We start from the raw sequence: 21,081 nt of genomic DNA, 5'->3' as shown, positions 1-21,081 counted from the left end.
GTTCAGTTGGTTAGAATACCGGCCTGTCACGCCGGGGGTCGCGGGTTCGAGTCCCGTCCGCTCCGCCAACATTACGATAAGCCCTGCTAGAGATAGCAGGGCTTTTTCGTATCTGTAATTTACTCATACTGCAATAAGCTTTTCTTGATTGAGTTTTTACGCTGCAGTCTGTGATTAGTAAATTGTATACTCCGATCACGCTTCTACAATATCCCGTGTTACTTGCTGTATAGTATGTGACTTCGCACAACTCTCTGTTGCTTTATAGAGCTATAATACGGCTCGAATGCAAAAAGGTTTCTAAGATGGACTGCCGTTTAGGGTGTGGTGCTTGCTGCATTGCACCTTCTATTACTACACCGATTCCTGGTATGCCCAACGGTAAACCTGCCGGAGTACGTTGTATTCAGCTCAATGAGCAAAACTTGTGTAAGCTATTTGGTAAAGCTGAAAGACCAGCCGTTTGTGGACTTTTTGCCGCAACTGAAGATGTTTGTGGTAGTACAGACGCTGAAGCATTATGGTTAATAACTACGTTAGAAGCCGCAACAAATTAATGAAAGCTTAGTGTAGAGCTTTATTTGATATTTATTTTACGGATTGTCGATTAATGCAATTAACTCGTTATACAGATTATGGTTTAAGAACGCTGATGTATTTAGCGCTAAACTCTGAAAGAGAATCACTGTTTCGTATTTCTGAGATAACTGAAGTATTTGATCTGTCTGCAAACCATATCTCGAAAGTGGTTCACCACTTAGGTAAGCTTGGTTATCTGCAAACTGTACGCGGTAAAAGCGGTGGTTTTAGACTTGCTAAACCGGCATCTGAAATCAATATTGGTCAAGTGGTTCGTTCATTAGAGAACTCGTTAGCGCCTATTGATTGTAGTAAGCCATACTGCCTGCTGACTCCAGCTTGTCAGCTAAAAAGTGTATTGGCTGAGGCTGTAAATGCTTATCTTGCTGTTCTAGACGCTTATACTTTGGATATGATCGTAGCTAATAAGCAAGAGCTGAAATCGCTACTGCCAGACATTTCAATCTCAATCCTATAATAAGCGATTTTTGTCTGAAACGGCCGTGACTACTTGTTGCGGTAGTAGATTTGAAGCGTGAACTAACTGAATATTTTCATTGGTTAACCGATGAATATTTTCGGTTAGAAATGCAATCGTTTCAGGGTAAGGATGCGCGATCACCACTATCTGCTGTTTGCTTTTGGCGAGTGTTATCGCTTGCTGAAATTGGCGTTCTAAGCCAGTCTTCGATTTATCATTATCTAAAAAGATTTCTCTTTGCAATGAAGGTACACCAACTTGCTGTGCCATAGCACCAGCTTGAGTGTATTTTGTGGTTCTGCTGTCGATAAAGTAAATATCATGCAGTTGCAGTGACTCCATAACCCAACGCATAGGCGTATCTAATTGGGTTAATAGGCTGCCCATATGGTTGTTTGCGCCACTTACATGAGGGATGCTTTCGATGGCATTCGCTACTTGTTCTTTTAGTTCATTTTCAGTCATGGTATTGGTTAGTGCCCCAGCACCTATCGCTTTACCATTTAGTGCCTGCATAGGCAGATGAACTAAAATTTCATTTCCCTGCAGGTATGCTTGATGAGCAAGGGTTTTACCTAGCGGTGTATGTGGCAATATAGAAAGTGTGATATTCGCAGGTAGCGTGAGCACAGCCTTATCTGATTGACGATATCCAATATCGTCAATGATGATGGCAATTTTGCTGGCGAAAACACTAGCGCTCGGTAACAGTAAAAGTATCAGTAATAGAAAGTAGCGCACTGGTGATTATTTTTCTTCCTTGATCCAGGTAATTGCTGAACTGACTAATTTGTCTTGAGCTACTGAACCTCTGGGTGAGTTTGGGTCGATTATAGGCATACTTTCTGAGTCTGATACAGCCTCTAGTGCAATTTTTATATCTGGTTCAATACCTTTTGAATGAATATCTCGTCCATTCGGGGTGGTGTATTTGGCTATCGTCAGTTTAATTGCATTACCATCAAGCAGGGTTGGGATTAAGCTTTGGATGCTGCCCTTACCAAAACTCGTTTGACCAATAAGTTTTGCTCGGCCGTTGTCTTGCAATGCTGCCGCTAACACCTCTGAGGCGGAAGCGGATCCTTTGTTAATCAGTACAGTCATAGGGATGTTTGCAGCCATGATTTGTGGCGATGCGTAATAGTCTGAGTTAGCATCAAAAAAACGCCCTTCTGTAGAGACTATTCGTCCTTTATCGAGAAAGAGGTCTGCAATGGTAATTGCCTGGTCTAAAAGCCCACCAGGGTTATTGCGCAGATCAAGAATGATGCCGTTCAATTGTTCTGATTGCCAAGCTGATAATTGCTTAACCAGCTTCGATGTGGTGTTTTCTTGGAAACTTGAAAGACGTATATAACCGATTTTATTGTCGAGAATTTCGCCTTGAACTGAGTTAATTGCAATGATGCTCGGGCTAAGTATTACTGTGTACAAGTCTTCTGAGTTAGCGCGAACCATTTCGAGCTTAATTGACTCTTTATTGTGGCTATGTTGTTTAATCTCTTTGAGCAAACTTTCGAGTTTGTCGGCTGTGACCATTTGATTGTTAAGCTTAATGACTCGGTCACCTGGTTTTATACCGGCTTCTTCCGCTGGGGAGTCTGCAAAAGGGGTAATGATGGTAATTTGGTCATTATCTGTCGCAATTTCAACACCAAAACCAAAGTATTCGCCATTATTTGTTTCTTGTATGCTGGCAAAGGTCTGCTTATCTAAAAAACTAGAATAGGGATCAAGTTCATTAAAGATACCGGTAATTGCGGCTTGAATGAGTTCCTCTTCAGACATCTTATCAACATAGTAGGTTTCGATAGTATCGATGACGTCGAGTAGGAGGGGATAGTTAACACGAGATTTATATTGCTGAGTGTGCTCTTGTCCTACAAGAGTTAGTGAAAAGCCTAATACGAGCCCTAGGGTGACACAGCTAAAATAGCGAATAAATTGAGACATAAAAACCCCTTATATAATAAGGGGTTGCTTGTCTTAACGTTTACAATACCTTGCTGGATCGACAGCTTGCCCCTTGTGCCGTACTTCAAAGTATAGGCCAGGCTGGGTCTGTCCACCTGAACGTCCGACTAATGCGATGGATTCTCCTTTGCTAACTGTGTCGCCAGCGCTTTTTAGTAAGGCTTGTGCATGGCCATATAAACTCATATACCCTTTGCCATGATCTACAACCAGCACCATACCAAAACCACGTAACCAGTCGGCGTAGATAACTTTTCCGCCTGCAATTGCGTGGATGTTTTGTCCTTCAGAAGCAGAAATAGTGACACCTTTCCACTTTACTTGGCCTGATCGTCTACTACCAAAGGCTGATTTTATTCTGCCCTTGGTCGGCCACTTGAGTTTTTTACGGCTTGAGAGGCCTTCGAATGAAGGATTATCCTTTGCCGCAGCTAAAGCTTGCTCAATGACATGCTTAAGACTGGCTTCTTCTATTTGTAATTGTTCGAGCATTGCACCGCTAGTACTTAAGGTTCTTTGCAGTTGTGTTAGGGTCTTTTGTCGTTGAGATTGCTCTTGATTGAGTTTTTTGGCTTGTTGTTGCTGCTCAAGCACTAGCTTATTGAGCCTGCTTTGTTGCTCTAACTGTTCAACCTGAATTTCGTCGAGTTCTTTTATGGTTGTTTGCAGTTGGTTAATTGATGCAATTCGAGCGTTATTTAGGTATTGATAATAGGCGAGCAAGCGTTCAATACTTGCTGGGGACTGCTGGTTTAATAGCATCTTACTATAATCATGATTACCAGCTAAATAGGCACTAGCTAACTGATTGGAAAGTGATTTCTGCTGAGATTCTTTTAGCTTTGTTAATTGCAGCTGCTTAGCATCAAGCTCAGTAATTTTTTTATCGGTCTGACTTAAGTCTTGTTTGGTGCGATTGACTTTAGTTGCCGCTTGCGCGATCGCTTTTTCATCCTCTTTTAGAAGCGAGACTAATCTTTCCCTTTGCTTATTGGTGTTTTTCACCTCAGATTGTTGCTTGTTAATCTGCGCTTGAATCGATTTAAGCTCAGATTGACGACGCTCGAGATCCGTGGCGTTAACCGCTAAAGGAAGTGATAGAAAGCCAGCAATTATGCTGGCTTTAATAAAAAATCGAATGTTCAATTGTTAACTATTACTCTTTGAGTTTAATTATCGAACGGCCTGTCATCTCTGCAGGTACGTCTTGTCCCATCAAGGTTAACATAGTCGGCGCTAAATCACTTAAACGGCCGCCATTTTCGATTTCTGCGTCACGTCCAACATAGATTAGCGGCACTAATTCACTGGTGTGCGCTGTGTGTGCTTGACCAGTTGATTCATCCGTCATTTGCTCAGCGTTACCGTGATCGGCAGTTATTAAACATTCGCCGCCCACTTTTTCTAACGCCTCAACAACGCGACCAATACAAGTATCCACGGCTTCACAGGCTTTGACTGCAGCATCGAAGTTACCTGTGTGACCAACCATATCGCCATTCGGATAATTACAGATGATCACATCGTATTCAGTTGATTCAATTGCTGCAACGAGCTTATCAGTGAGTTCTGTTGAGCTCATTTCCGGTTGTAAATCGTAGGTCGCCACTTTTGGTGATTGGATTAATATGCGGTCTTCACCTTTAAATGACTCTTCTTTGCCTCCATTAAAGAAAAAAGTAACGTGCGCATACTTTTCGGTTTCTGAAATACGTAATTGCGTGAGATCGCGGTTTTGTAAAGTTTCGCCAAGAGTATTTACTAGGTCTGTTGATGGATAAGCAATTGCTGCGTCGATATCAGCGGCATATTCAGTCAGCATTACAAAGTTAATCTTTGGTGTTACTGCACGTTCGAAACCGTCAAAGTCTGCATTTACGAAGCTACGAGTAATTTGGCGAGCGCGGTCAGCACGGAAGTTCATAAAAATTAGCGCGTCGTTGTCAGCTAGTTTTGCCACATTGCCTTCTGCATCTGGAATAGCGGTGCTAGCAACGAATTCGTCATTCTCATCACGGCTATACGCCGCTTCAATAGCCTCAACTGCGTTAGTTGCTTGGTGTAAGCTCTTGCCTTCGGTAATGAGCTCATAAGCTTGTGATACGCGATCCCAGCGGTTGTCTCGGTCCATAGCATAGTAACGACCAATTACAGATGCGATTTGGCCGGTGCCTAAGGTTTGGAACATCTCTTCAAAATGAGCCAGTCCAGATTTTGCGCTGCGTGGCGGCGTATCACGACCATCTAGGAAAGCATGCAGATAAACTTTTTTCGCGCCACGTTTTACAGCAAGGCGACACATGGCTTCGATATGATCTTGGTGGCTGTGAACTCCACCTGGAGATAATAATCCCATGATATGCACTGCGCCATTGGCCTTAATGGCTGCGTCGACAGCAGTTGTCAGTGCAGGATTGTTATCAAACTCACCATCGTCAATAGATTTACCAATACGAGTCAGTTCTTGGTAAACAATTCGACCTGAACCAATGTTGATGTGTCCAACCTCTGAGTTACCCATTTGGCCATCAGGTAAGCCAACATCGATACCAGAACCTGAGATTAAACTGTTTGGATATTTTGCATTTAACTGATCTAAAACCGGTGTGTTTGCATGAAATACGGCATTTTGTTGCGTATTTTCACGGTAACCCCAGCCATCGAGGATCAGCAATGCCAACGGGCGTTTGCGTGTCGTCATGGTAGTACCTTTAAGTTTAAAAAAATAAGTTTGAAATCGAAATTGGTTAAATATTACTACCAATTGCCATCGTGCATAAAGACATTTACCAAGATTAGGGTTATCGAATAGACCTATTGATGTTATTTGTTGTGGGATGTCGCGCGTCCAACGTGACTAACATTCTGTATTCTGCACCAAGCGATGGTATACTCTGTGCCCTCATTATATTTGGCCCAGAAAAAGTAGGCAGTTAACGATGCAAGAATATATGGAATTTTTTAAAGCTAACCCGATGCTAAGCATTGCGTGGGTTGGTTTGTTTGTCGGACTTATCGTTGTGGTATTTAAGTCTAGCGTGTCTAAAGTTAAAAATGTTAATCATCAAGAAGCCACTTTGATGATGAACAAGCAAGACGCAAAAGTTGTTGATGTACGCGGTAAAGAAGAATTTAAAAAGGGCCATATCGTTGGTGCAATCAATTTACCATTAGCTGATATAAAAAATAATCAGCTTGGTACCCTTGAAAACGCAAAAGCGAGTCCCATTATAATGGTATGCAACGCTGGAATGACTTCATCTCAAGCTGCTCAGCTGATGGTTAATCACGGTTTTGAAAACGTGAACAACTTGAAAGGTGGTATGGGTGAATGGCAGTCAAATAACTTGCCTGTTTCAAAAAGTAAAAGATAGAAGTGTTAGCCTGGCCATTGATTTTTTGTTGAGTAATTGATTAGAGTGTTATCGCTTAACTTATTGTGGTTACCGGCATTGAACTGAGGGACGAGTTCCCTCCTAAAAAGCGTCTGTTGACTAAATAAATCAAAAACTGGGACGTAGACTGGGACAACCCCAAGTTTGCCAAGCCCTGAGACTGGCTCTTTTGAAGTAGCCTCATTAACATTTTTTAAAGGTAGGATAGTATGGCTGAAGTAGCAAACAACGAACAACAAGGTCCACAATTCAACATTCAACGTGTTTACACAAAAGACATTTCTTTTGAAACACCAAACAGCCCTGCTGTTTTCCAAAAAGAGTGGAACCCAGAAGTTAAGCTTGATCTAGATACTCGCAGCAACAAACTATCTGACGACGTATATGAAGTTGTTCTGTCTTTGACAGTTACTGCTAAGAACGGCGAAGAAACTGCATTCCTATGTGAAGTTCAGCAAGCGGGTATCTTCGCTATCGCTGGTCTAACTGAACAGCAGCTAGCTCACTCTCTAGGCGCATACTGCCCTAACGTTCTTTTCCCATATGCTCGTGAAGCAATTGGTAGCCTAGTAAGCCGTGGTACTTTCCCACAACTTAACCTAGCACCAGTTAACTTTGACGCACTATTTGCTCAGTATGTTCAACAGCGTCAAGCTGCTGCAGCTGAAGCACCAGCAGAAGAAGCTAACGCTTAATCGCATGAAAAACACTGCCGACATTACGGTACTGGGGGCGGGCTCTTACGGGACCGCCCTTGCCATTTCTTTAGCAAGCAATGGCCACAGAACCATGCTTTGGGGCCATGAACCCGAGCACATTGAAAACCTGAAAAATGATAAGTCTAACGAAGCATTTTTACCGGGTATTCCATTACCAGACTTGTTGATCCCTGAAGCGGACTTAGCGACAGCATTAGCTGCATCTAACAATGTGCTTGTTGTTGTGCCTAGCCATGTTTTTGGATTGGTACTGACTCAAGCAAAACCGCTGTTACGTAAAGATTCTAGAATTGTATGGGCAACCAAAGGCTTAGAGCCTGAAACTGGCCGTTTAATTCAAGATGTTGCGCGTGAAGTGATAGGCGATGAGTTCCCGTTAGCTGTGCTATCTGGGCCAACTTTCGCTAAAGAGCTTGCTGCTGGTATGCCTACTGCAATTTCGATTGCGGGTACCGATCCACAGTTCACTAAAGACTTAGTTGAATTGCTGCATAGCCCTAAACGTTTACGTGTTTATGCCAACGACGACTTTATTGGTCTGCAACTTGGTGGCGCAGTTAAAAACGTTATCGCAATTGGTGCTGGTCTTTCCGACGGTATTGGTTTTGGTGCTAATGCACGTACAGCTCTAATTACCCGAGGTTTAGTTGAGCTAACTCGACTAGGCGAAGCGCTTGGCGCTCAAGGTTCTACCTTTATGGGTATGGCTGGTCTAGGTGATTTAGTGCTGACTTGTACTGACAACCAGTCGCGTAATCGCCGTTTTGGTTTAGCATTAGGCAAAGGCTGTGATGTTGAAACTGCACAGCAAGAGATTGGTCAAGTTGTTGAAGGTTATCGCAACACTAAAGAGGTCTATACGCTCGCTAAGCGTTTAGGCGTTGAGATGCCGATTACCGAACAGGTTTATCAGGTCTTGTATAAAGGCAAGTCACCGGTTGATGCAGCTAAAGAGCTACTTAGCCGTGAGCAAAAGTCTGAGACATCGTCGGCAGAATAGTGTTACTGCTATTTGATTGAACAATCAGTTCAGTTGATTGAAACCGAAGCCTAGCTTCGGTTTTTTGTTTTTAGGCGCATTTAACTGCAGGCATAAATACTTCCATGTATAGATACCACTTCTTGCCATCCATGGCGAAGCTGGCATAAGTACTTCCATGTATAGATACCACTTCATGCCATCCATGGCGAAGATGGCATAAGTACTTCCATGTACAGATAACAATGCTAAAATAGCGCCCTTTTTTATGCTTAAAATTTATACCTCGTATCTGAGGTTTAATTACCTTTATTTTAGCTACGTTTATTTAGGAGTTATCGAGTGAAACATCATGACGTCATCATTATCGGAGCTGGAGCGGCAGGCCTTATGTGCGCAGCCTCTGCAGGTTACCGTGGCCGTGATGTATTAGTGCTAGATAACGCCAAACAAGCGGGGCGTAAAATTCTTATCAGTGGCGGCGGTCGCTGTAACTTCACCAATCAAAAAGTCGAACCTGCGAACTTTATCTGCGGTAATAGTCATTTTGTTAAGTCAGCCTTAGCGCGCTATCGCTCAAGTGACTTTATCGAATTGGTGGAGCGTCATGGCATCGAATATCACGAGCGTGATCATGGTCAGCTGTTTTGCAATGACTCAGCGAAAGAGATTGTGACTATGCTGCTTACCGAGTGTGAGTGGGCTGGCGCACAAATTAAACTGCGTACTGAAATTAGTGAGATCAGCAAAAATGCAGATGGCTTGTTTGAGCTAATTACCGACAAAGAGCATTACAGCTGTGAATCCTTAGTGATTGCCACCGGTGGTTTGTCTATGCCAAAACTTGGCGCCTCACCTTATGGTTATCACATTGCCGAGCAGTTTGGTTTAAAGGTGCTGTCAACCCATGCAGGTTTAGTACCGTTTACTTGGCACAGCGATCAAAAGCAACGCTTTGAGCCGTTATCAGGCATTGCGGTGCCAAGTACTATCACCGCTAAAGATGGCCCCCAGTTTAGCGAAGCGCTGTTATTTACTCATCGTGGTCTTTCAGGGCCTGCTATTTTGCAGATCTCTAACTATTGGAATCCGGGCGAAGCGATCAGCATTAACTTGCTACCGGGTGAGGATGTGCGTGCAAAGCTACAACAAGCACTTGAATCCAGCCCAAAGCAAAGCTTACGTAATGCACTGTCACAGTGGTTACCCAAACGTTTAGTCGAAGTACTATTTGAAGAGCCTTTGCTGAATAAAGCGCTTAACCAGTTAGTTCATGCAGAGTTAGAGCAATTAGCACTGGATCTTGAGTCGTGGACCTTAGTCATGAATGGCACCGAAGGTTACCGCACTGCAGAAGTGACTTTAGGCGGTGTAGATACTAATGAACTGTCTTCAAAAACCATGGAGGCTAAATCTGTTTCAGGTTTGTACTTTGTTGGCGAAGTTATGGACGTAAGTGGTTGGTTAGGCGGATTTAATTTTCAGTGGGCTTGGTCATCAGGTGTTGCTGCTGGCCTAGCTGTATAACGATGTGCAGAGACAATAAAGTTGGCCCTTAAGCAATAAAGTTGGCCCGTAAGCAATAAAGTTGGCCCGTAATGGCGTTTTGTTTAGGTACAATAAAGTTTGTAGACTAACATCACCATCCCAGCTCTATTTTAATCAAAGTATAAGAATGGTAATACACTTCCTATCTTGAAGGGCTAATATATTCTTTTGAGTTAATCAATGTCAGTTTAGGTTAGTAAAGTAGTATATCTGTATGAATAATAAGGTTTTCCCTTATGATGAATCGCTGCAAAGCTACATTTTTAGACATGAAATGTTAAATGGCGGTACTAATTTTTCTTCACTTATTTCCAGAAATGGAGAGTGGCTAACTCATGTAAAACTAGATAATAGTCAAAAAAGTTATTTTGTGAATCATGAAGAAAAATTATTACTTTCTTTGATTAAGAGTAATTATGAAAGAGTTGTTAAGCTAGACTTTTTTCATAATCCATTTTTTTATCTTGAGCTGTTTAAATGTATTTTTAAAGAGCATGAAAATTCTAACTGGATGCTACAGTTTTCAAACTTTAAGGGGTGTTATAAAAGAGTATCTTTTTGCAACCTTTGCGTGAAAGATAGTCTTTTTTCATATGGTTTCGGGTATTTTAAAGAAGATTGGACCAATGGGGGGGGATGTAAAGTTCATAATGTTCCTATCTATTATCTACCAGTTGCATCCGTTCGGAAAACAATTAGCTCAATAAGAGAAGTGCTATTAGGAGGAATTCCTAGTGTTGCGGTTCAATATTCTGTTACAGATGTTAGTAGAGAAAAGAGCTTTCAGAGTGGCATATTTCAGAAGCCTATTTCACCTTGTTTGTTTCGACTAATACATCGAAAACTGTGTCGTATTATTAAGCATTACTGCTTCAATCGAGGCCTGTATGAAGAGCACCTTGAGCGAGGAATGTATTCTGCATATAAAAAATTATTCGATGCATCAGGAGCTTATATTAAAGCTGATGCAATAGTAATTGAAGACATTATCAATAAACTGCTAAAGCTAAAGTATTCTCCTATTATGGAGGTTCTTGATAGCTTATATGAAGAGCTTGAGGTTTTTAATGGTGTTGAGCAAAGTTTCTCATGCTCAGAATTGATGCTAGTCCCGAAAGTAAGAGCTTGTCTAACTTGTACTCATTCGAACAAATATTGTGGCCTATCGCACAACATTGCAATGTTTACTTCTGTTCATAAATATAAGAAAAACATCAAAAACTACTGTGATATAGCGCAGAAAAATTCTACAGCATGGTATCTAGAAGAGGCAAATCTGTTGTCTTCTGGCGAATATAGTGTTGTTGATAACTTTTGGAACTTAAAAGAAAGTTCATATTATTATGATCTGCACAGCCTTTAAGTTTTCACTTTGATTGCTGATTATAAAGACCCTTCTATAAATCTAATTTAGTTATTTGTTTTTAGCCCCCAGGACTCGAGTTTTTCTTCAAGGTAATCAAAACCAATAGTCGGATAGTTCATTATACTTGAGGGAACACCACGATTTTTAAGTCTTTTCTTGAGATTTGTAAGTTTGGAGGCTAATTCATTCAGCTCTCTTTGTAAGTGGGCTGCTGGAATCAAATCATCAAGGCTTGCGGCTATCGCAGGGAAGTTATAATTTCCACCAAGCTCAAGTCCTTTTGTCCACGTTGTGCTCCTATACACCCCGTCAGGGTCGGCCTTCATGGGGGCAAAATCGTAGATTGGAGCAAGATGAATAAAGTGGGCGCCGCGCAGAAATGATGTATTTCGTCCGTGATTATCGGAATTTCCAAAGGCTATATTTAATAAGTCTCTTTTCACCCATTCAGCTACGAACTCTTTAACATCAAATTGGAACCCTTTTTGAGTCACTAGATGACTGCTTTGAATTTTTTGGATCAACATTCTTATGGTCAAGCCATGATCTAACAATGAACCTGGAGACACTTCCAACATTGAGTACACTGACTCGACAGCTAATTTCTCAATTTTTCCGCGATTATTTGAAATGTCGAATCGCGGTAACCATAGAGATGGGTATTTTGGACCTTCAATTAATTTCATTTTTTCTATCTGTATAGTTTCGAAACCCATCGAGTTGAGTTCATGATAATAGTGATATTCAGCTCTTAAAATATCTGAATCGATAGCTGATTGTCGTCCCCTCGGAAACTTGACCAAGTAAGGCTGGCTGAAAGGTCTTAGTTCAGAAGGAGGTTCATCAAGCCAAACTTTTTGGTCACATAAGTTTAATAATAGTTTAGGTGCTTCTCCCCCTGCCCCTGTAGCCATTGCCACAGTTGCTCCTTCAGCTTGAGCATAGCTTAAGAATGTACATCCTTTACTAACCAGGTCTTCTTGCGAGAAAGTAATTTCTTTAGTAGCTGAATGATAGTGAGAGGATTCTTTTATTCTTAAATTTCCAATTGGGTTTAATCCGTAATCGCGAAGTAATATGTAAGATTGTTCATAACTAAAAATTTTCGATAAGCCGAGATGCCCCATCCAGAATCGTCGACTGGATCCTGAAGGCGTTATATCATCGAGGAACCTTAACCATGTTGGGGAATCTTTGCGGTCAAAGAAAAATGAAACTGGATAATTTAAAGAGGCTGAGTGATATCCATCGAAATCAATAAAGTCCAATGTGTAGTCATTAATGTATAGAAGTGTGGTGACTTTGTAATAAGAATCGCCGTTATCATTAAAGACTATTTCTGCTGCATCAAGCCATCTTTCGTTGACATAAGTCTGTAGTGTTAATTTATTAGGCATACCTACTGAGCTCAGTTGTTGGAAAACCTTTGGATTTTCCCGGATATTCATTTCTAGAGTTAGCTACTTTTCTCATAAGCCTTGCTACATTTGGCTTGTTTTTGATGATCCGTTTAGTGATCCAAAAATTAAAAGTCAGTAGCTCACCTTGTAACTGTCAACTATCTTATTTCATTGATATTGTTGATAAACTTGCGAATGGCAAGTGAGGGAGTGGGGTTTTGAGGCCATGATTGGTAAGTTGAGGCTTACCTTTTCTTACTGATAGGGGAGCACAATAGCATGGTTTTTATGTGGTTTTTGGGTACTTACTTAAAGTTGCTTGAGGATAATCGCTCTATAGTGAAGTGGCCGATTATCAGGGAAGTTATTTTTGAATTGAAGTGGGCTCCGTTGACTGAGTACCAAGGTTAGCCTTTTGGCGTAGAAATGCCGTTTTGAACCGTTACGTCATTGGTATAAGCAGGTTTATTAGAGCAAAACTGAGCAATGCAATTCAGCTTAAAATTAGCTGTATGGTAAGGATAAGGCATGGTTACGCAACCATCGAAACGCACTGGTCTATGTTAAAAAGTTACTGATGCCATTGTAAGTGATCATACTGAATCGAGAGAAAGCAATTAAATAGCTTTCTATTAATATTATTATAAAGAAGAAATACAATCATAATCTTCATACTCATAGAAAATGATTGGATCTCTAGCAAAGTCAATGATAACAGAGTCGTCGCCAAACTTATCTTTGCAACCTTTTACTCTAAGGTAGTCCCACTCTTTATGTCCTTCATCATCACCTCTGTCTGTTCTAAAAATATTTGACTCTGTCACTTTTAAAGTAGAAATGATCCTTTCAGCCGTTACCTTCCTTGGGTGGCTGTGATCATGACCGGCGGAAAAAACAACATAGCTAGGAGATACTGCTTTTAAAAAACAATTGGATGTAGCATTATCAGCTCCATGATGAGGAGCTATTAAAATAAGAGATTCTAAATTTGATTTTTTTTGACTAATAAACTCTCAGTGTGTAAACAATCTCTATTTTCTCCGCGTGTATTTCTTCCTATAATGTCACCGGGTAATAAAACAGACTTCCCATCTAACGTTACTTTAACTACTATGCTTATAGCATTTCTTCTTTCGGCCTCCGCAAGTTTAGTTTCATCCCAGTTTGAACGTCCATAGATAAAATCAATAGAAAAATCACCAATTTTTATAGTGTCAGGAAGCTTTTTATCGTTAGCTATATTGTGAACAATGCCTCCTGATATTAGCATGTTGTTAATTGCAGCTTGGGTTTTTCTCCATGTCTTTATTCTATTTCTTTCATATCCTGTATGCACTAACCTTTTTATTTTAAATGACTTCTCTATTTCATAAGTATTTCCGATATGATCTGAGTCTGAATGGCTAAGTATAATTAAATCTATAGTATTTGAATTAATTAAAGCTTTTGTTTGAACTACGCATTCAGAGTTTCTCCAGTTACCAGTATCGTAAATAAAGTATTTAGAGTTTTTTTGATCGACCCCAATGATGCAAAGGCCTGCGCCAACGTCCACAATTTTTATATATTGAGAAGCTAGTAAGTCTGTTGAAAATAAGAGAAGAAAAAATAAAAATGATTGTTTCAATTTAGCATTTTTCCTGTTCTTTATCTTCATCACCCGATTTGTTACTAGTCTTTGCATCTTCAATCATCTCATGAAATGAGGATAAGTATTCATTGCGAGGTGACTCTTCAGAGCTATCTGCTGTAATATCTGGTTTTATTAGAGTTTCCTCTGTTGGTTTGTTCTCCATGTTTAGTTGTTTGATTGCTGTTTCTAACACCTTATAGCCAACTAAAGTATAGATAAGAAGCCCAGCTTGTAACTTCTGGGTGTCTTCATACTCCTTTTTCATCTCGCTACTGGTTTCACTTATAACAAGACTTTCGACTTCCTTATAAAGGTTGTCAATTTCTTCTTTCGGAACATTTTGCATTACCTGAACACAGAAAGGTATAACTTGGACTTTAATCTGTTTTAGAGAGACGTCTTTTAGTATTTCAGTAATATTTCTTGCTCTTTTAGCTGCTTGATGTCTGTCGACTTGTCTATCAACTATAAAAATCAGCTTTTTTATAATTACACTTAAACCAATATCGATCTGATTATTCTCACTTCCTAGTGTTAAGAATGAGGATCTCATTATTAAGAAGCTGCTAATTGATGCAAGTAGAATGTCACTAGCTTTTTGTGCTGTCTCATTTAAATAATCAGGCACAGTTACATTCAATGAAAATGTTATGATTAGGTAGTAACCGACGCAACAAATAAAACCATTAACAAGAATATAGAAAAAACCAGGCATGCTGCTTATTGCATCGAATGGCTCGTCTTTATATCGAGAACCTAATTCTATACTACTAAAAATACTACCTAATAAAAGTACGCAAATGTAACTGTTTAGTGTGTCATTATATAGTGCAGGTATATAACCCAAAGCTAAAACAAGGATAAGGAAAAGAAGGTAAATTAGAGTCGAATACCCTTTAGATGTATTTATGACATTTCGCATTTTATTTACCAATTATTTTTAACTTGACTATTTGCCAGATTGTTTAACCCTGATGTAGTGATTTTTATATATAACTCATCATTTTCATCAATCTCTATGATAATAAACAAATCTTGTTTCAACCTAGAGATCAATTTCGCTAACGCGCTGTATGTTATTTGCATTTCATCTTTAAGTTTTGAAATGGATATCGTTCTTGAAGTATCGTACCCATTACTTTTTGCGATGAGGAGAAGTAATTTTAATGACAAATCATCATATAGCTGTTGAGTTGATTTTTCACTTGCACTCCTTAATGATGATGGTGTTACGTTTTTGTTGTTCATTTTGTTACCTACACTTTTTAGACAGCTAAGTCAATATTAACATCACTATCGATATTAAGTTCTATTGGTGTTAACAATGGATATTTATTGGTTACTGACTCATAAAAATTATAATCATTGAGTTTTTCTATTTCAATTGTAACAACCAGGGAGTAATTTAAGGGAGACTTTGAGTCATAATTATGTCCATCAGCTCTCTCCGAAAAGCGGATGTCAAAAACCGGCTGAGAAAGTGTTTTTGCCATCATTCGCTGAGAAACTTTAAAACAAGTTTCCCACCTGTGATGATCTTCCCGCAATGCCTGTTCACTTTTATAAATGTTGTTACATGAAAAAAATGTCTTTGGCTTTGGTTGATTTGAATTTGGCTGTAAACGCTCCAAATGAGGCTTGAATGTTACGCTCACTCCAGTTTTTGAGTAGCTTACAGGGTTTCTGATATCAACTTCTGAGTAAAAACAGAGAGTTGATGTTACTACCACTTTAGTATTTGGCGGTAAGTCTTCTGTAAATGGGATCGCGGCACGTACCCCACTCTTTTTCTTTAAAGAACCTTGATAAACAAAGGTAACTTTATTCTTAGAGCAATATAAATGATCATAAATATTGCTTGGTACACATCCCCAGCCAACATCCCTTAGAGAAAAACTAGAGTTTGCAGAATTAACTAGAAGAGCTCGTAATGTCGCGATGTTGAACTTCTTGTTTGTATATTTATCCAGTAAAGCCGCTTGCCGAGTTATTAACGCAGCTGAAAAGCTCGTACCGTGCACATTTATATAGCCGGGGCCATCAAGACGTTTAAGCAATAATTGTTCATCATTTGCCGTTCCACCGAAATGCAAAAGATCAGGCTTTACAAATCCTGGTTTTCTTCCTGGTCCAATACAGCTATATGATGCTCTTTTCCAGTCTTTTAAACGTGAGTTTGCAGAGCCTACCCCTATCCCATTTAACATATCTGCAGGTGGCTGAATTCGCGCATATTTAGCCCCAAGGCTATCAAGGCATTCACCATCATTTCCTCCTGCGATGATAAATAAAGTCTCACCACTTTCGGCCAATTTATCAAGTACAGATGTCCAAAGATTTGGTTCATCATCAGGTATAGGAATAGAAGGACCTAGACAAATGTTGACGATTCGATACTTTTTGTGGCGGAGGACATGTTGAATTCTTTCGAGCACAACGTATAGGTTTGACGAGAGAGCATCATCTTCTGCTGAAATAACATTATAATGGTCTACATTTACAATATCTTTGTTTTGCTCTAACGAACCTTGATCTCCATAAGAGATTGCAGAGGTAACATTCGCGCCATGGTTAGTATATTTCGGATCATCGATTTTACTATTCGTTAAATCAAAGTATCGAATATTTTGCAGGGAAGGATTTAAAGATTTAGGTAGTCCTCCATCAAACACTGCTACTTCAGCAGGCTCTACTTCCATTTGCAGGGAATTTGGTACAGGGGAAGTTTCTTGAAATATACCATCATGGTGTAACGGAGTAGCGTTTTCAACTGGAAAAATTTTAATTATAGGTGCATTTCTAACGACTCTTACAAATGAGAACTTTGCTAGTTCGTGAACGAGATTTCCAGAGATGCTAACAAATATAAAGGTAAGCCCATCGATGCTTTTGCCATTAATACTATCAATATCACCACCAATATTGGTGATGTAGTACTCGAAGGTTTTATATATATTTGTCTCTAGAGATTCTGAATATAGGACGACTTCGTAGGTTGATCTTTGATCACTATCTATATCTATCGCTGTTGGATCAAACTTTTCATCTGCATCATATATAGAAAAAGATTCTACCTTTGAAAAGTCCTCAATTACTTCATAGGATAATTCACTTAGGCTAAGTTGTTCTAGCATCCGATTATAGTCAGAGATTTTTCCGGCTATGAAAAGTTGACTGGAAAGGATTTCGTCTGATTTTTTTTGTGCTTTCGTTACCCGAACATTCGGGCGAATCGATACTTCTTTACTTCCTAAATATTCTAAGCCGAAGTGTTTAAGTAGGTTTGTAGGAAAATAAGACTTTGCTAAATAACTAGGGTGCAAAGTTAACTTGGTAACAAGTTTTTCTTCTGGTAATGTCGAAGGCTTTATATTTCTTGAAGATCGTACTATCTGATCCACAAACCCGCCAGCTCTATATACGGCATCTCTAGAGGAGTAAGGTTTTATTTTTGGAGATGGGCGACTTTTCTTTGGGTCGTTAGTCGCAGAATATATTTCTGCTTTTGTTAAAATAGGATACATATTTAAACATCCATGTTTTCATTAATATATTTAATTAGGGTTGGTCTTGATAAGTTTGCTCTTTTCGCCGCCTCTCTGTGAGAATGTCCGCTTTTTATTAAAGCTTTACCAATTTTTTTTCTATCGAGTATATTCATACTTTTCATGTCTTCTGCGATAGTGTTTAGTAGTTCATCAATCACATTAGTGTTATTTAAGACAGCAAGTTTTTGTACTCTTTTGATTCTATGAAGAATATCACTAAAATTCATTCCTTTAAACAAGAAGCTAAACTCTGTAAGAGGAGTGTCAACAGCTAGACTATTCACGTACTTTAGTACAGCCTTATCACTCGGTTTACCAAAAGATAACTTTTTTTCAAACCGTCTCCACACTGCAGGATCTAATAGTTCTGAGTGATTTGTCGCGGCAATAATCAAAGAGGAGTCTGATTGATGATCTAAAGCTTGGAGTAATACAGTGACAAGTCTCTTTAACTCTCCTACATCACTGGCATCATCACGCTTTTTAGCGATAGCATCAAACTCATCAAGCAAAAGAATACACTTCTTATCCGAGATATATTGAAATACTTCTTTTATGTTATTGCCCGTTTTTCCTAGGTGACTATTCATTACTGATGCTAGATCTAGAATATAAAGAGGCAAACCTAAAGACTGTGCAATCCATTTTGCTGAGTAAGTCTTCCCTACGCCAGGCGGACCTTCAAATAGGACTGTTTTTATTGGGTTAAGCCCATTTAAGGTTAGTTTTTCAGAAGAACGGTGCTCTTTAATAATTTCTTGTATTTCATTTTCTATATTTGACTCGAAAACTGACTTTTCAAACACAATGAAATCCGTAGCTTTTATTAACATATGGGGTTTTGTAACGCCATATGTGCTTTCGGAAGTTAATTTGTGAGGATTGAGAACAGTATGTTCCCTTATTGGCTTAGACGCTGCTAGTTTTCTTAGCTCCTGTGCCAATGTTGGTGATTCATTTTCAATTTGAGAAGAAATTACTCTTATTAAAACTGAAAGATCATGTTTTCTACCTGAAAATCCGGCCTCTATGACTTTTTTTAGAAGTTCTTCTGTAATGGATATATGCTTTTCCACATTTACACTCAAATTGGACAGTAATTTGGTATAGATTATAGTTAATTGATGCTCATTAGTCTCTAATTTTTACCACGCAAGGTTTATGTTTAACAAAAACAGTGGCTTATGGTTTTGCGTCATGGTTCATATCGTTATGTGTTGCGGCTTACCAATGAGATACTGAAGTGTATCTAAATATGATTCGCGATAATGTGAAATTATCAGCCGCAGTCCTGTTAGATAAAAGTTAATCAGTTCAGTGATTATTGATTGTTACTCCCGTTAAACAGGTACTAAAACAAACAACACCGATCTATCCAATTAGACACAGAATTTTTATCTATTAGTTTGTTGTGTACAAACTAATGTTCCGATACACATTATTCAGACATAAAATTTGCCCGTAATGGTGTTTTCTACTATGCTTTTCCAGATAAATACATCGGAATGAGTTATGTCGCGCGGACGAAAACTTGAGTCTTTACAAGACTATAAAAGATCCTTGAGAAATAAATATGGAATAGGAGAAGGCCCAGATTATAAGCCATGGCTTAGAATTCAAGATGTAAAATCTCACGGAACTAGATCGTCAATTTTTGGGAGAAAGTCTCAGAGATTGCATCACATGATGTCTTCAATAGAGAGTGAGTTATTTTATTTAGCTGAGTTCTCAGACAGTGTGATAGATATAAGAGAGCAGTTTCCTATCTTGCCACTTAACTATACGCAAAAAGTGGCAAGCATGTTGGGTGTGAAACATCCAATACACCCCAAAACGAAAGAACCTATCATAATGACAACCGATCAGTTGCTTACAACTGAATTTCGCCAAGGTACGTTATATCACGCCATTTCAGTTAAGCCTGAAAGCGAATCAGGTAATCAGCGTGTACTCGAAAAAATTGATATTGAACGAGTTTGTTGGCAACTGTTGGGGGTTAAATTTAGTTATTTTACTGGTAATGAGCTGACTAAAGTCCAGAGTAGTAATCTTAGTTGGGCAACAAGTCCTTTCCGTGAAAACCCCATCTTTTTTGCTGATGAACAGGTTGATAGTGCGCTAGCTATAATTGAGGTTGGTCAATTCTTCCTTGAAGACTTATGCAATCAATTCATATCAATGAATATCGCCTCACATGATGATGCTCTATTGCTTATTCGTTACCTAATAGCGGACAAGTTTATTGATGTGGATTTATCATCAAAGATCACAGAAGTGGGGATATTAGATATCACATCTATAGCTATGTCTGCGAGAGGTGTTATGAATGGAGCTTCCTAGAAACAGTGTGTGGGAGTTACACGACTCCGATTTAGCCGAAGACGGTTTATATCGAATTTTGGAGCTAATGCACGATGTTGAGTCAGTAGTTCTTTTCCCTCTAAATCAGACATCAAGAAGTGTTCGTCCTCTTGCTTTATCGATAGATGCATTTATAGAGAATGTAAAAAGCCTGAAAGCGAAGAAGTCAGAGTTTAACCTACCTAGCTTTCTTTTAGTCGCAGAGGAAAATATCCCAGAAGAACATATTGTTCGAAGAGATAAAAACTATGCATTAATTGAAGGTATTGCTTTTGATAGAGCTTTTGTTTTTGATTATGCAACGAAAAAACGTGTACCACATCTTGCTGACTATGCGAGGGCGATGGAAATCGACCGAAAAGTCTTGGCTAGGTTACTCACTCAATATTGGCGTTATGGTCAGGATAAAAGCGCGCTTCTTCCAGCATTTTCCCTAAGTGGTGGTTTGGGAAAGGAGAGGAAAGCAACAGGCAACCCATTAGGCTCTCCTAAGCAACCAAGAACGGTAGCGGTAGAAAGGGCTGCAAAATACGTTATTTCAGATATAGATAAAAGTAAATTTAAGAAAGCACTGAAAAAATATTATTTAAAAAAGACCTGCCTGACGTTATCAAAAACGTACAAAAATATGCTCGTTGATAGCTATGCCGATGAGGTTCGCATTGCTCATTCATGTGGGAGACCTCCTTCAGTCCCAACACTTAAGCAATTTAGTTATTGGGCAAAAAAACTATTTACTAAAGAAGAGATGGTTAAGGGGAGAACGACCGAAAATGATCATCTGAGAAATAAAAGAGGTTTATTAGGAAGTGTTATTCAAGATAGTTACTTGCCTGGAACTCACTTTGAGATAGATGCAACAGTAGCCGATGTTCACATCGTTTCCGAACTAGGTTCTCAGCATTTATTGGGTAGGCCAACGATTTACATTGTGATCGATAGAGCGAGCCGGATGATTGTTGGCATGCACGTATCTCTTTATCATGCATCATGGCGTGCCGCGAGACAGGTGTAGTGGCATAGTGAATTTGGACACCAAGATGTAAGGGGTATAATCCCCATCTAAACACAAGGTGAACAAATGACCCGTAAATCAAA

20 protein-coding genes are annotated in these 21,081 nt (G+C 39.4%); 9 read left to right on the top strand and 11 right to left on the bottom strand.

The window, feature by feature from the left end; all coding sequences use genetic code 11:
- Positions 1-305: 305 nt before the first annotated feature.
- Positions 306-557: a YkgJ family cysteine cluster protein gene (locus L2748_RS20755; protein ID WP_220782622.1), complete on the top strand. Its 252-nt coding sequence runs from the start codon at positions 306-308 to the stop codon at positions 555-557.
- A 53-nt stretch (positions 558-610) separates the two neighbouring features.
- Positions 611-1,057, top strand: a complete 447-nt coding sequence (locus L2748_RS20750; protein ID WP_220782623.1) for an Rrf2 family transcriptional regulator — start codon at positions 611-613, stop codon at positions 1,055-1,057.
- Here L2748_RS20750 and L2748_RS20745 read toward each other — a convergent pair.
- From L2748_RS20745 to gpmM, 4 genes are read right to left on the bottom strand one after another with little or no spacing between them, the layout of a single operon-like run.
- Entirely contained in the window at positions 1,052-1,801 is a 750-nt protein-coding gene (locus tag L2748_RS20745; RefSeq protein WP_220782624.1) for a divergent polysaccharide deacetylase family protein, read from the bottom strand. The two genes, L2748_RS20750 and L2748_RS20745, sit on opposite strands and share 6 nt — an antisense overlap.
- Before the next feature lie 6 nt (positions 1,802-1,807).
- Positions 1,808-3,013 carry a S41 family peptidase gene (locus L2748_RS20740; protein WP_220782625.1) on the bottom strand — a complete coding sequence of 402 codons (1,206 nt, stop codon included), beginning with the start codon at positions 3,011-3,013 and terminating at the stop codon, positions 1,808-1,810.
- 33 nt (positions 3,014-3,046) lie between these two features.
- A complete protein-coding gene (locus L2748_RS20735) occupies positions 3,047-4,180 on the bottom strand; it encodes a murein hydrolase activator EnvC family protein (RefSeq protein WP_220782626.1) in 1,134 nt (377 codons plus the stop codon).
- Positions 4,181-4,190: 10 nt separating this feature from the next.
- Positions 4,191-5,735, bottom strand: a complete 1,545-nt coding sequence (gene gpmM, locus L2748_RS20730) for a 2,3-bisphosphoglycerate-independent phosphoglycerate mutase (RefSeq protein ID WP_220782627.1) — start codon at positions 5,733-5,735, stop codon at positions 4,191-4,193.
- A 238-nt stretch (positions 5,736-5,973) separates the two neighbouring features.
- Here gpmM and L2748_RS20725 point away from each other — a divergent pair, with 238 nt between their 5' ends.
- The 3 genes from L2748_RS20725 (at position 5,974) to gpsA (ending at position 8,148) form a co-directional block, all read left to right on the top strand.
- Positions 5,974-6,408: a rhodanese-like domain-containing protein gene (locus tag L2748_RS20725; protein WP_220782628.1), complete on the top strand. Its 435-nt coding sequence runs from the start codon at positions 5,974-5,976 to the stop codon at positions 6,406-6,408.
- A 230-nt stretch (positions 6,409-6,638) separates the two neighbouring features.
- Positions 6,639-7,124, top strand: coding sequence for a protein-export chaperone SecB (gene secB / locus L2748_RS20720; protein WP_012157402.1), 486 nt, complete (start codon positions 6,639-6,641; stop codon positions 7,122-7,124).
- Between the two features lie 4 nt (positions 7,125-7,128).
- Positions 7,129-8,148 (top strand): NAD(P)H-dependent glycerol-3-phosphate dehydrogenase, encoded by a 1,020-nt coding sequence (gene gpsA, locus L2748_RS20715; protein WP_220782629.1) that lies wholly within the window; start codon positions 7,129-7,131, stop codon positions 8,146-8,148.
- A gap of 24 nt (positions 8,149-8,172) precedes the next feature.
- On the opposite strand, the gene L2748_RS20710 is transcribed toward gpsA, so the two are convergent.
- Positions 8,173-8,373 carry a hypothetical protein gene (locus L2748_RS20710; RefSeq protein ID WP_220782630.1) on the bottom strand — a complete coding sequence of 67 codons (201 nt, stop codon included), beginning with the start codon at positions 8,371-8,373 and terminating at the stop codon, positions 8,173-8,175.
- A 96-nt stretch (positions 8,374-8,469) separates the two neighbouring features.
- On the opposite strand from L2748_RS20710, the gene L2748_RS20705 reads away from it, so the two are divergent.
- Together L2748_RS20705 and L2748_RS20700 are read left to right on the top strand one after the other, a co-directional pair.
- Positions 8,470-9,654 carry a BaiN/RdsA family NAD(P)/FAD-dependent oxidoreductase gene (locus L2748_RS20705; RefSeq protein WP_220782631.1) on the top strand — a complete coding sequence of 395 codons (1,185 nt, stop codon included), beginning with the start codon at positions 8,470-8,472 and terminating at the stop codon, positions 9,652-9,654.
- A gap of 235 nt (positions 9,655-9,889) precedes the next feature.
- Entirely contained in the window at positions 9,890-11,038 is a 1,149-nt protein-coding gene (locus L2748_RS20700) for a hypothetical protein (protein ID WP_220782632.1), read from the top strand.
- Positions 11,039-11,085: 47 nt separating this feature from the next.
- Here L2748_RS20700 and L2748_RS20695 read toward each other — a convergent pair whose 3' ends face one another.
- The 6 genes from L2748_RS20695 to L2748_RS20670 all read right to left on the bottom strand — a co-directional run bounded on the left by L2748_RS20695 (position 11,086) and on the right by L2748_RS20670 (position 18,698).
- Positions 11,086-12,489: a type II toxin-antitoxin system HipA family toxin gene (locus L2748_RS20695; RefSeq protein ID WP_246616240.1), complete on the bottom strand. Its 1,404-nt coding sequence runs from the start codon at positions 12,487-12,489 to the stop codon at positions 11,086-11,088.
- A gap of 934 nt (positions 12,490-13,423) precedes the next feature.
- On the bottom strand, positions 13,424-14,068 hold the full coding sequence (locus L2748_RS20690) for a ComEC/Rec2 family competence protein (protein WP_220782633.1): 645 nt from the start codon (positions 14,066-14,068) through the stop codon (positions 13,424-13,426).
- A gap of 1 nt (position 14,069) precedes the next feature.
- Positions 14,070-14,996: a hypothetical protein gene (locus tag L2748_RS20685; RefSeq protein WP_220782634.1), complete on the bottom strand. Its 927-nt coding sequence runs from the start codon at positions 14,994-14,996 to the stop codon at positions 14,070-14,072.
- A gap of 5 nt (positions 14,997-15,001) precedes the next feature.
- On the bottom strand, positions 15,002-15,322 hold the full coding sequence (locus L2748_RS20680) for a helix-turn-helix domain-containing protein (RefSeq protein ID WP_220782635.1): 321 nt from the start codon (positions 15,320-15,322) through the stop codon (positions 15,002-15,004).
- A gap of 17 nt (positions 15,323-15,339) precedes the next feature.
- On the bottom strand, positions 15,340-17,598 hold the full coding sequence (locus L2748_RS20675) for a S8 family peptidase (protein WP_220782636.1): 2,259 nt from the start codon (positions 17,596-17,598) through the stop codon (positions 15,340-15,342).
- A gap of 2 nt (positions 17,599-17,600) precedes the next feature.
- Positions 17,601-18,698, bottom strand: a complete 1,098-nt coding sequence (locus tag L2748_RS20670) for an ATP-binding protein (protein ID WP_220782637.1) — start codon at positions 18,696-18,698, stop codon at positions 17,601-17,603.
- A gap of 436 nt (positions 18,699-19,134) precedes the next feature.
- Here L2748_RS20670 and L2748_RS20665 point away from each other — a divergent pair, with 436 nt between their 5' ends.
- Both L2748_RS20665 and L2748_RS20660 read left to right on the top strand, forming a co-directional pair.
- Positions 19,135-19,962, top strand: a complete 828-nt coding sequence (locus L2748_RS20665; protein WP_220782638.1) for a TnsA endonuclease N-terminal domain-containing protein — start codon at positions 19,135-19,137, stop codon at positions 19,960-19,962.
- Complete coding sequence (locus tag L2748_RS20660) at positions 19,949-20,998, top strand: hypothetical protein (protein WP_220782639.1); 1,050 nt, start codon at positions 19,949-19,951, stop codon at positions 20,996-20,998. The genes L2748_RS20665 and L2748_RS20660 overlap by 14 nt, the downstream gene beginning before the upstream one ends.
- Positions 20,999-21,081: the final 83 nt, after the last annotated feature.

Origin of the sequence: Shewanella sairae (assembly GCF_023283535.1) — a bacterium.
Taxonomy (GTDB): Bacteria; Pseudomonadota; Gammaproteobacteria; order Enterobacterales; family Shewanellaceae; genus Shewanella; species Shewanella sairae.
This window is presented reverse-complemented; position numbering and strand designations above follow the sequence as displayed.

Coding starts and splice junctions, on each gene's coding strand:
- L2748_RS20755 (WP_220782622.1), top strand. CDS start 306: ATGGACTGCCGTTTAGGGTGTGGTGCTTGCTGCATTGCACCTTCTATT.
- L2748_RS20750 (WP_220782623.1), top strand. CDS start 611: ATGCAATTAACTCGTTATACAGATTATGGTTTAAGAACGCTGATGTAT.
- L2748_RS20740 (WP_220782625.1), bottom strand. CDS start 3,013: ATGTCTCAATTTATTCGCTATTTTAGCTGTGTCACCCTAGGGCTCGTA.
- gpmM (WP_220782627.1), bottom strand. CDS start 5,735: ATGACGACACGCAAACGCCCGTTGGCATTGCTGATCCTCGATGGCTGG.
- L2748_RS20725 (WP_220782628.1), top strand. CDS start 5,974: ATGCAAGAATATATGGAATTTTTTAAAGCTAACCCGATGCTAAGCATT.
- secB (WP_012157402.1), top strand. CDS start 6,639: ATGGCTGAAGTAGCAAACAACGAACAACAAGGTCCACAATTCAACATT.
- gpsA (WP_220782629.1), top strand. CDS start 7,129: ATGAAAAACACTGCCGACATTACGGTACTGGGGGCGGGCTCTTACGGG.
- L2748_RS20700 (WP_220782632.1), top strand. CDS start 9,890: ATGAATAATAAGGTTTTCCCTTATGATGAATCGCTGCAAAGCTACATT.
- L2748_RS20695 (WP_246616240.1), bottom strand. CDS start 12,489: ATGAATATCCGGGAAAATCCAAAGGTTTTCCAACAACTGAGCTCAGTA.
- L2748_RS20685 (WP_220782634.1), bottom strand. CDS start 14,996: ATGCGAAATGTCATAAATACATCTAAAGGGTATTCGACTCTAATTTAC.
- L2748_RS20680 (WP_220782635.1), bottom strand. CDS start 15,322: ATGAACAACAAAAACGTAACACCATCATCATTAAGGAGTGCAAGTGAA.
- L2748_RS20675 (WP_220782636.1), bottom strand. CDS start 17,598: ATGTATCCTATTTTAACAAAAGCAGAAATATATTCTGCGACTAACGAC.
- L2748_RS20665 (WP_220782638.1), top strand. CDS start 19,135: ATGTCGCGCGGACGAAAACTTGAGTCTTTACAAGACTATAAAAGATCC.
- L2748_RS20660 (WP_220782639.1), top strand. CDS start 19,949: ATGGAGCTTCCTAGAAACAGTGTGTGGGAGTTACACGACTCCGATTTA.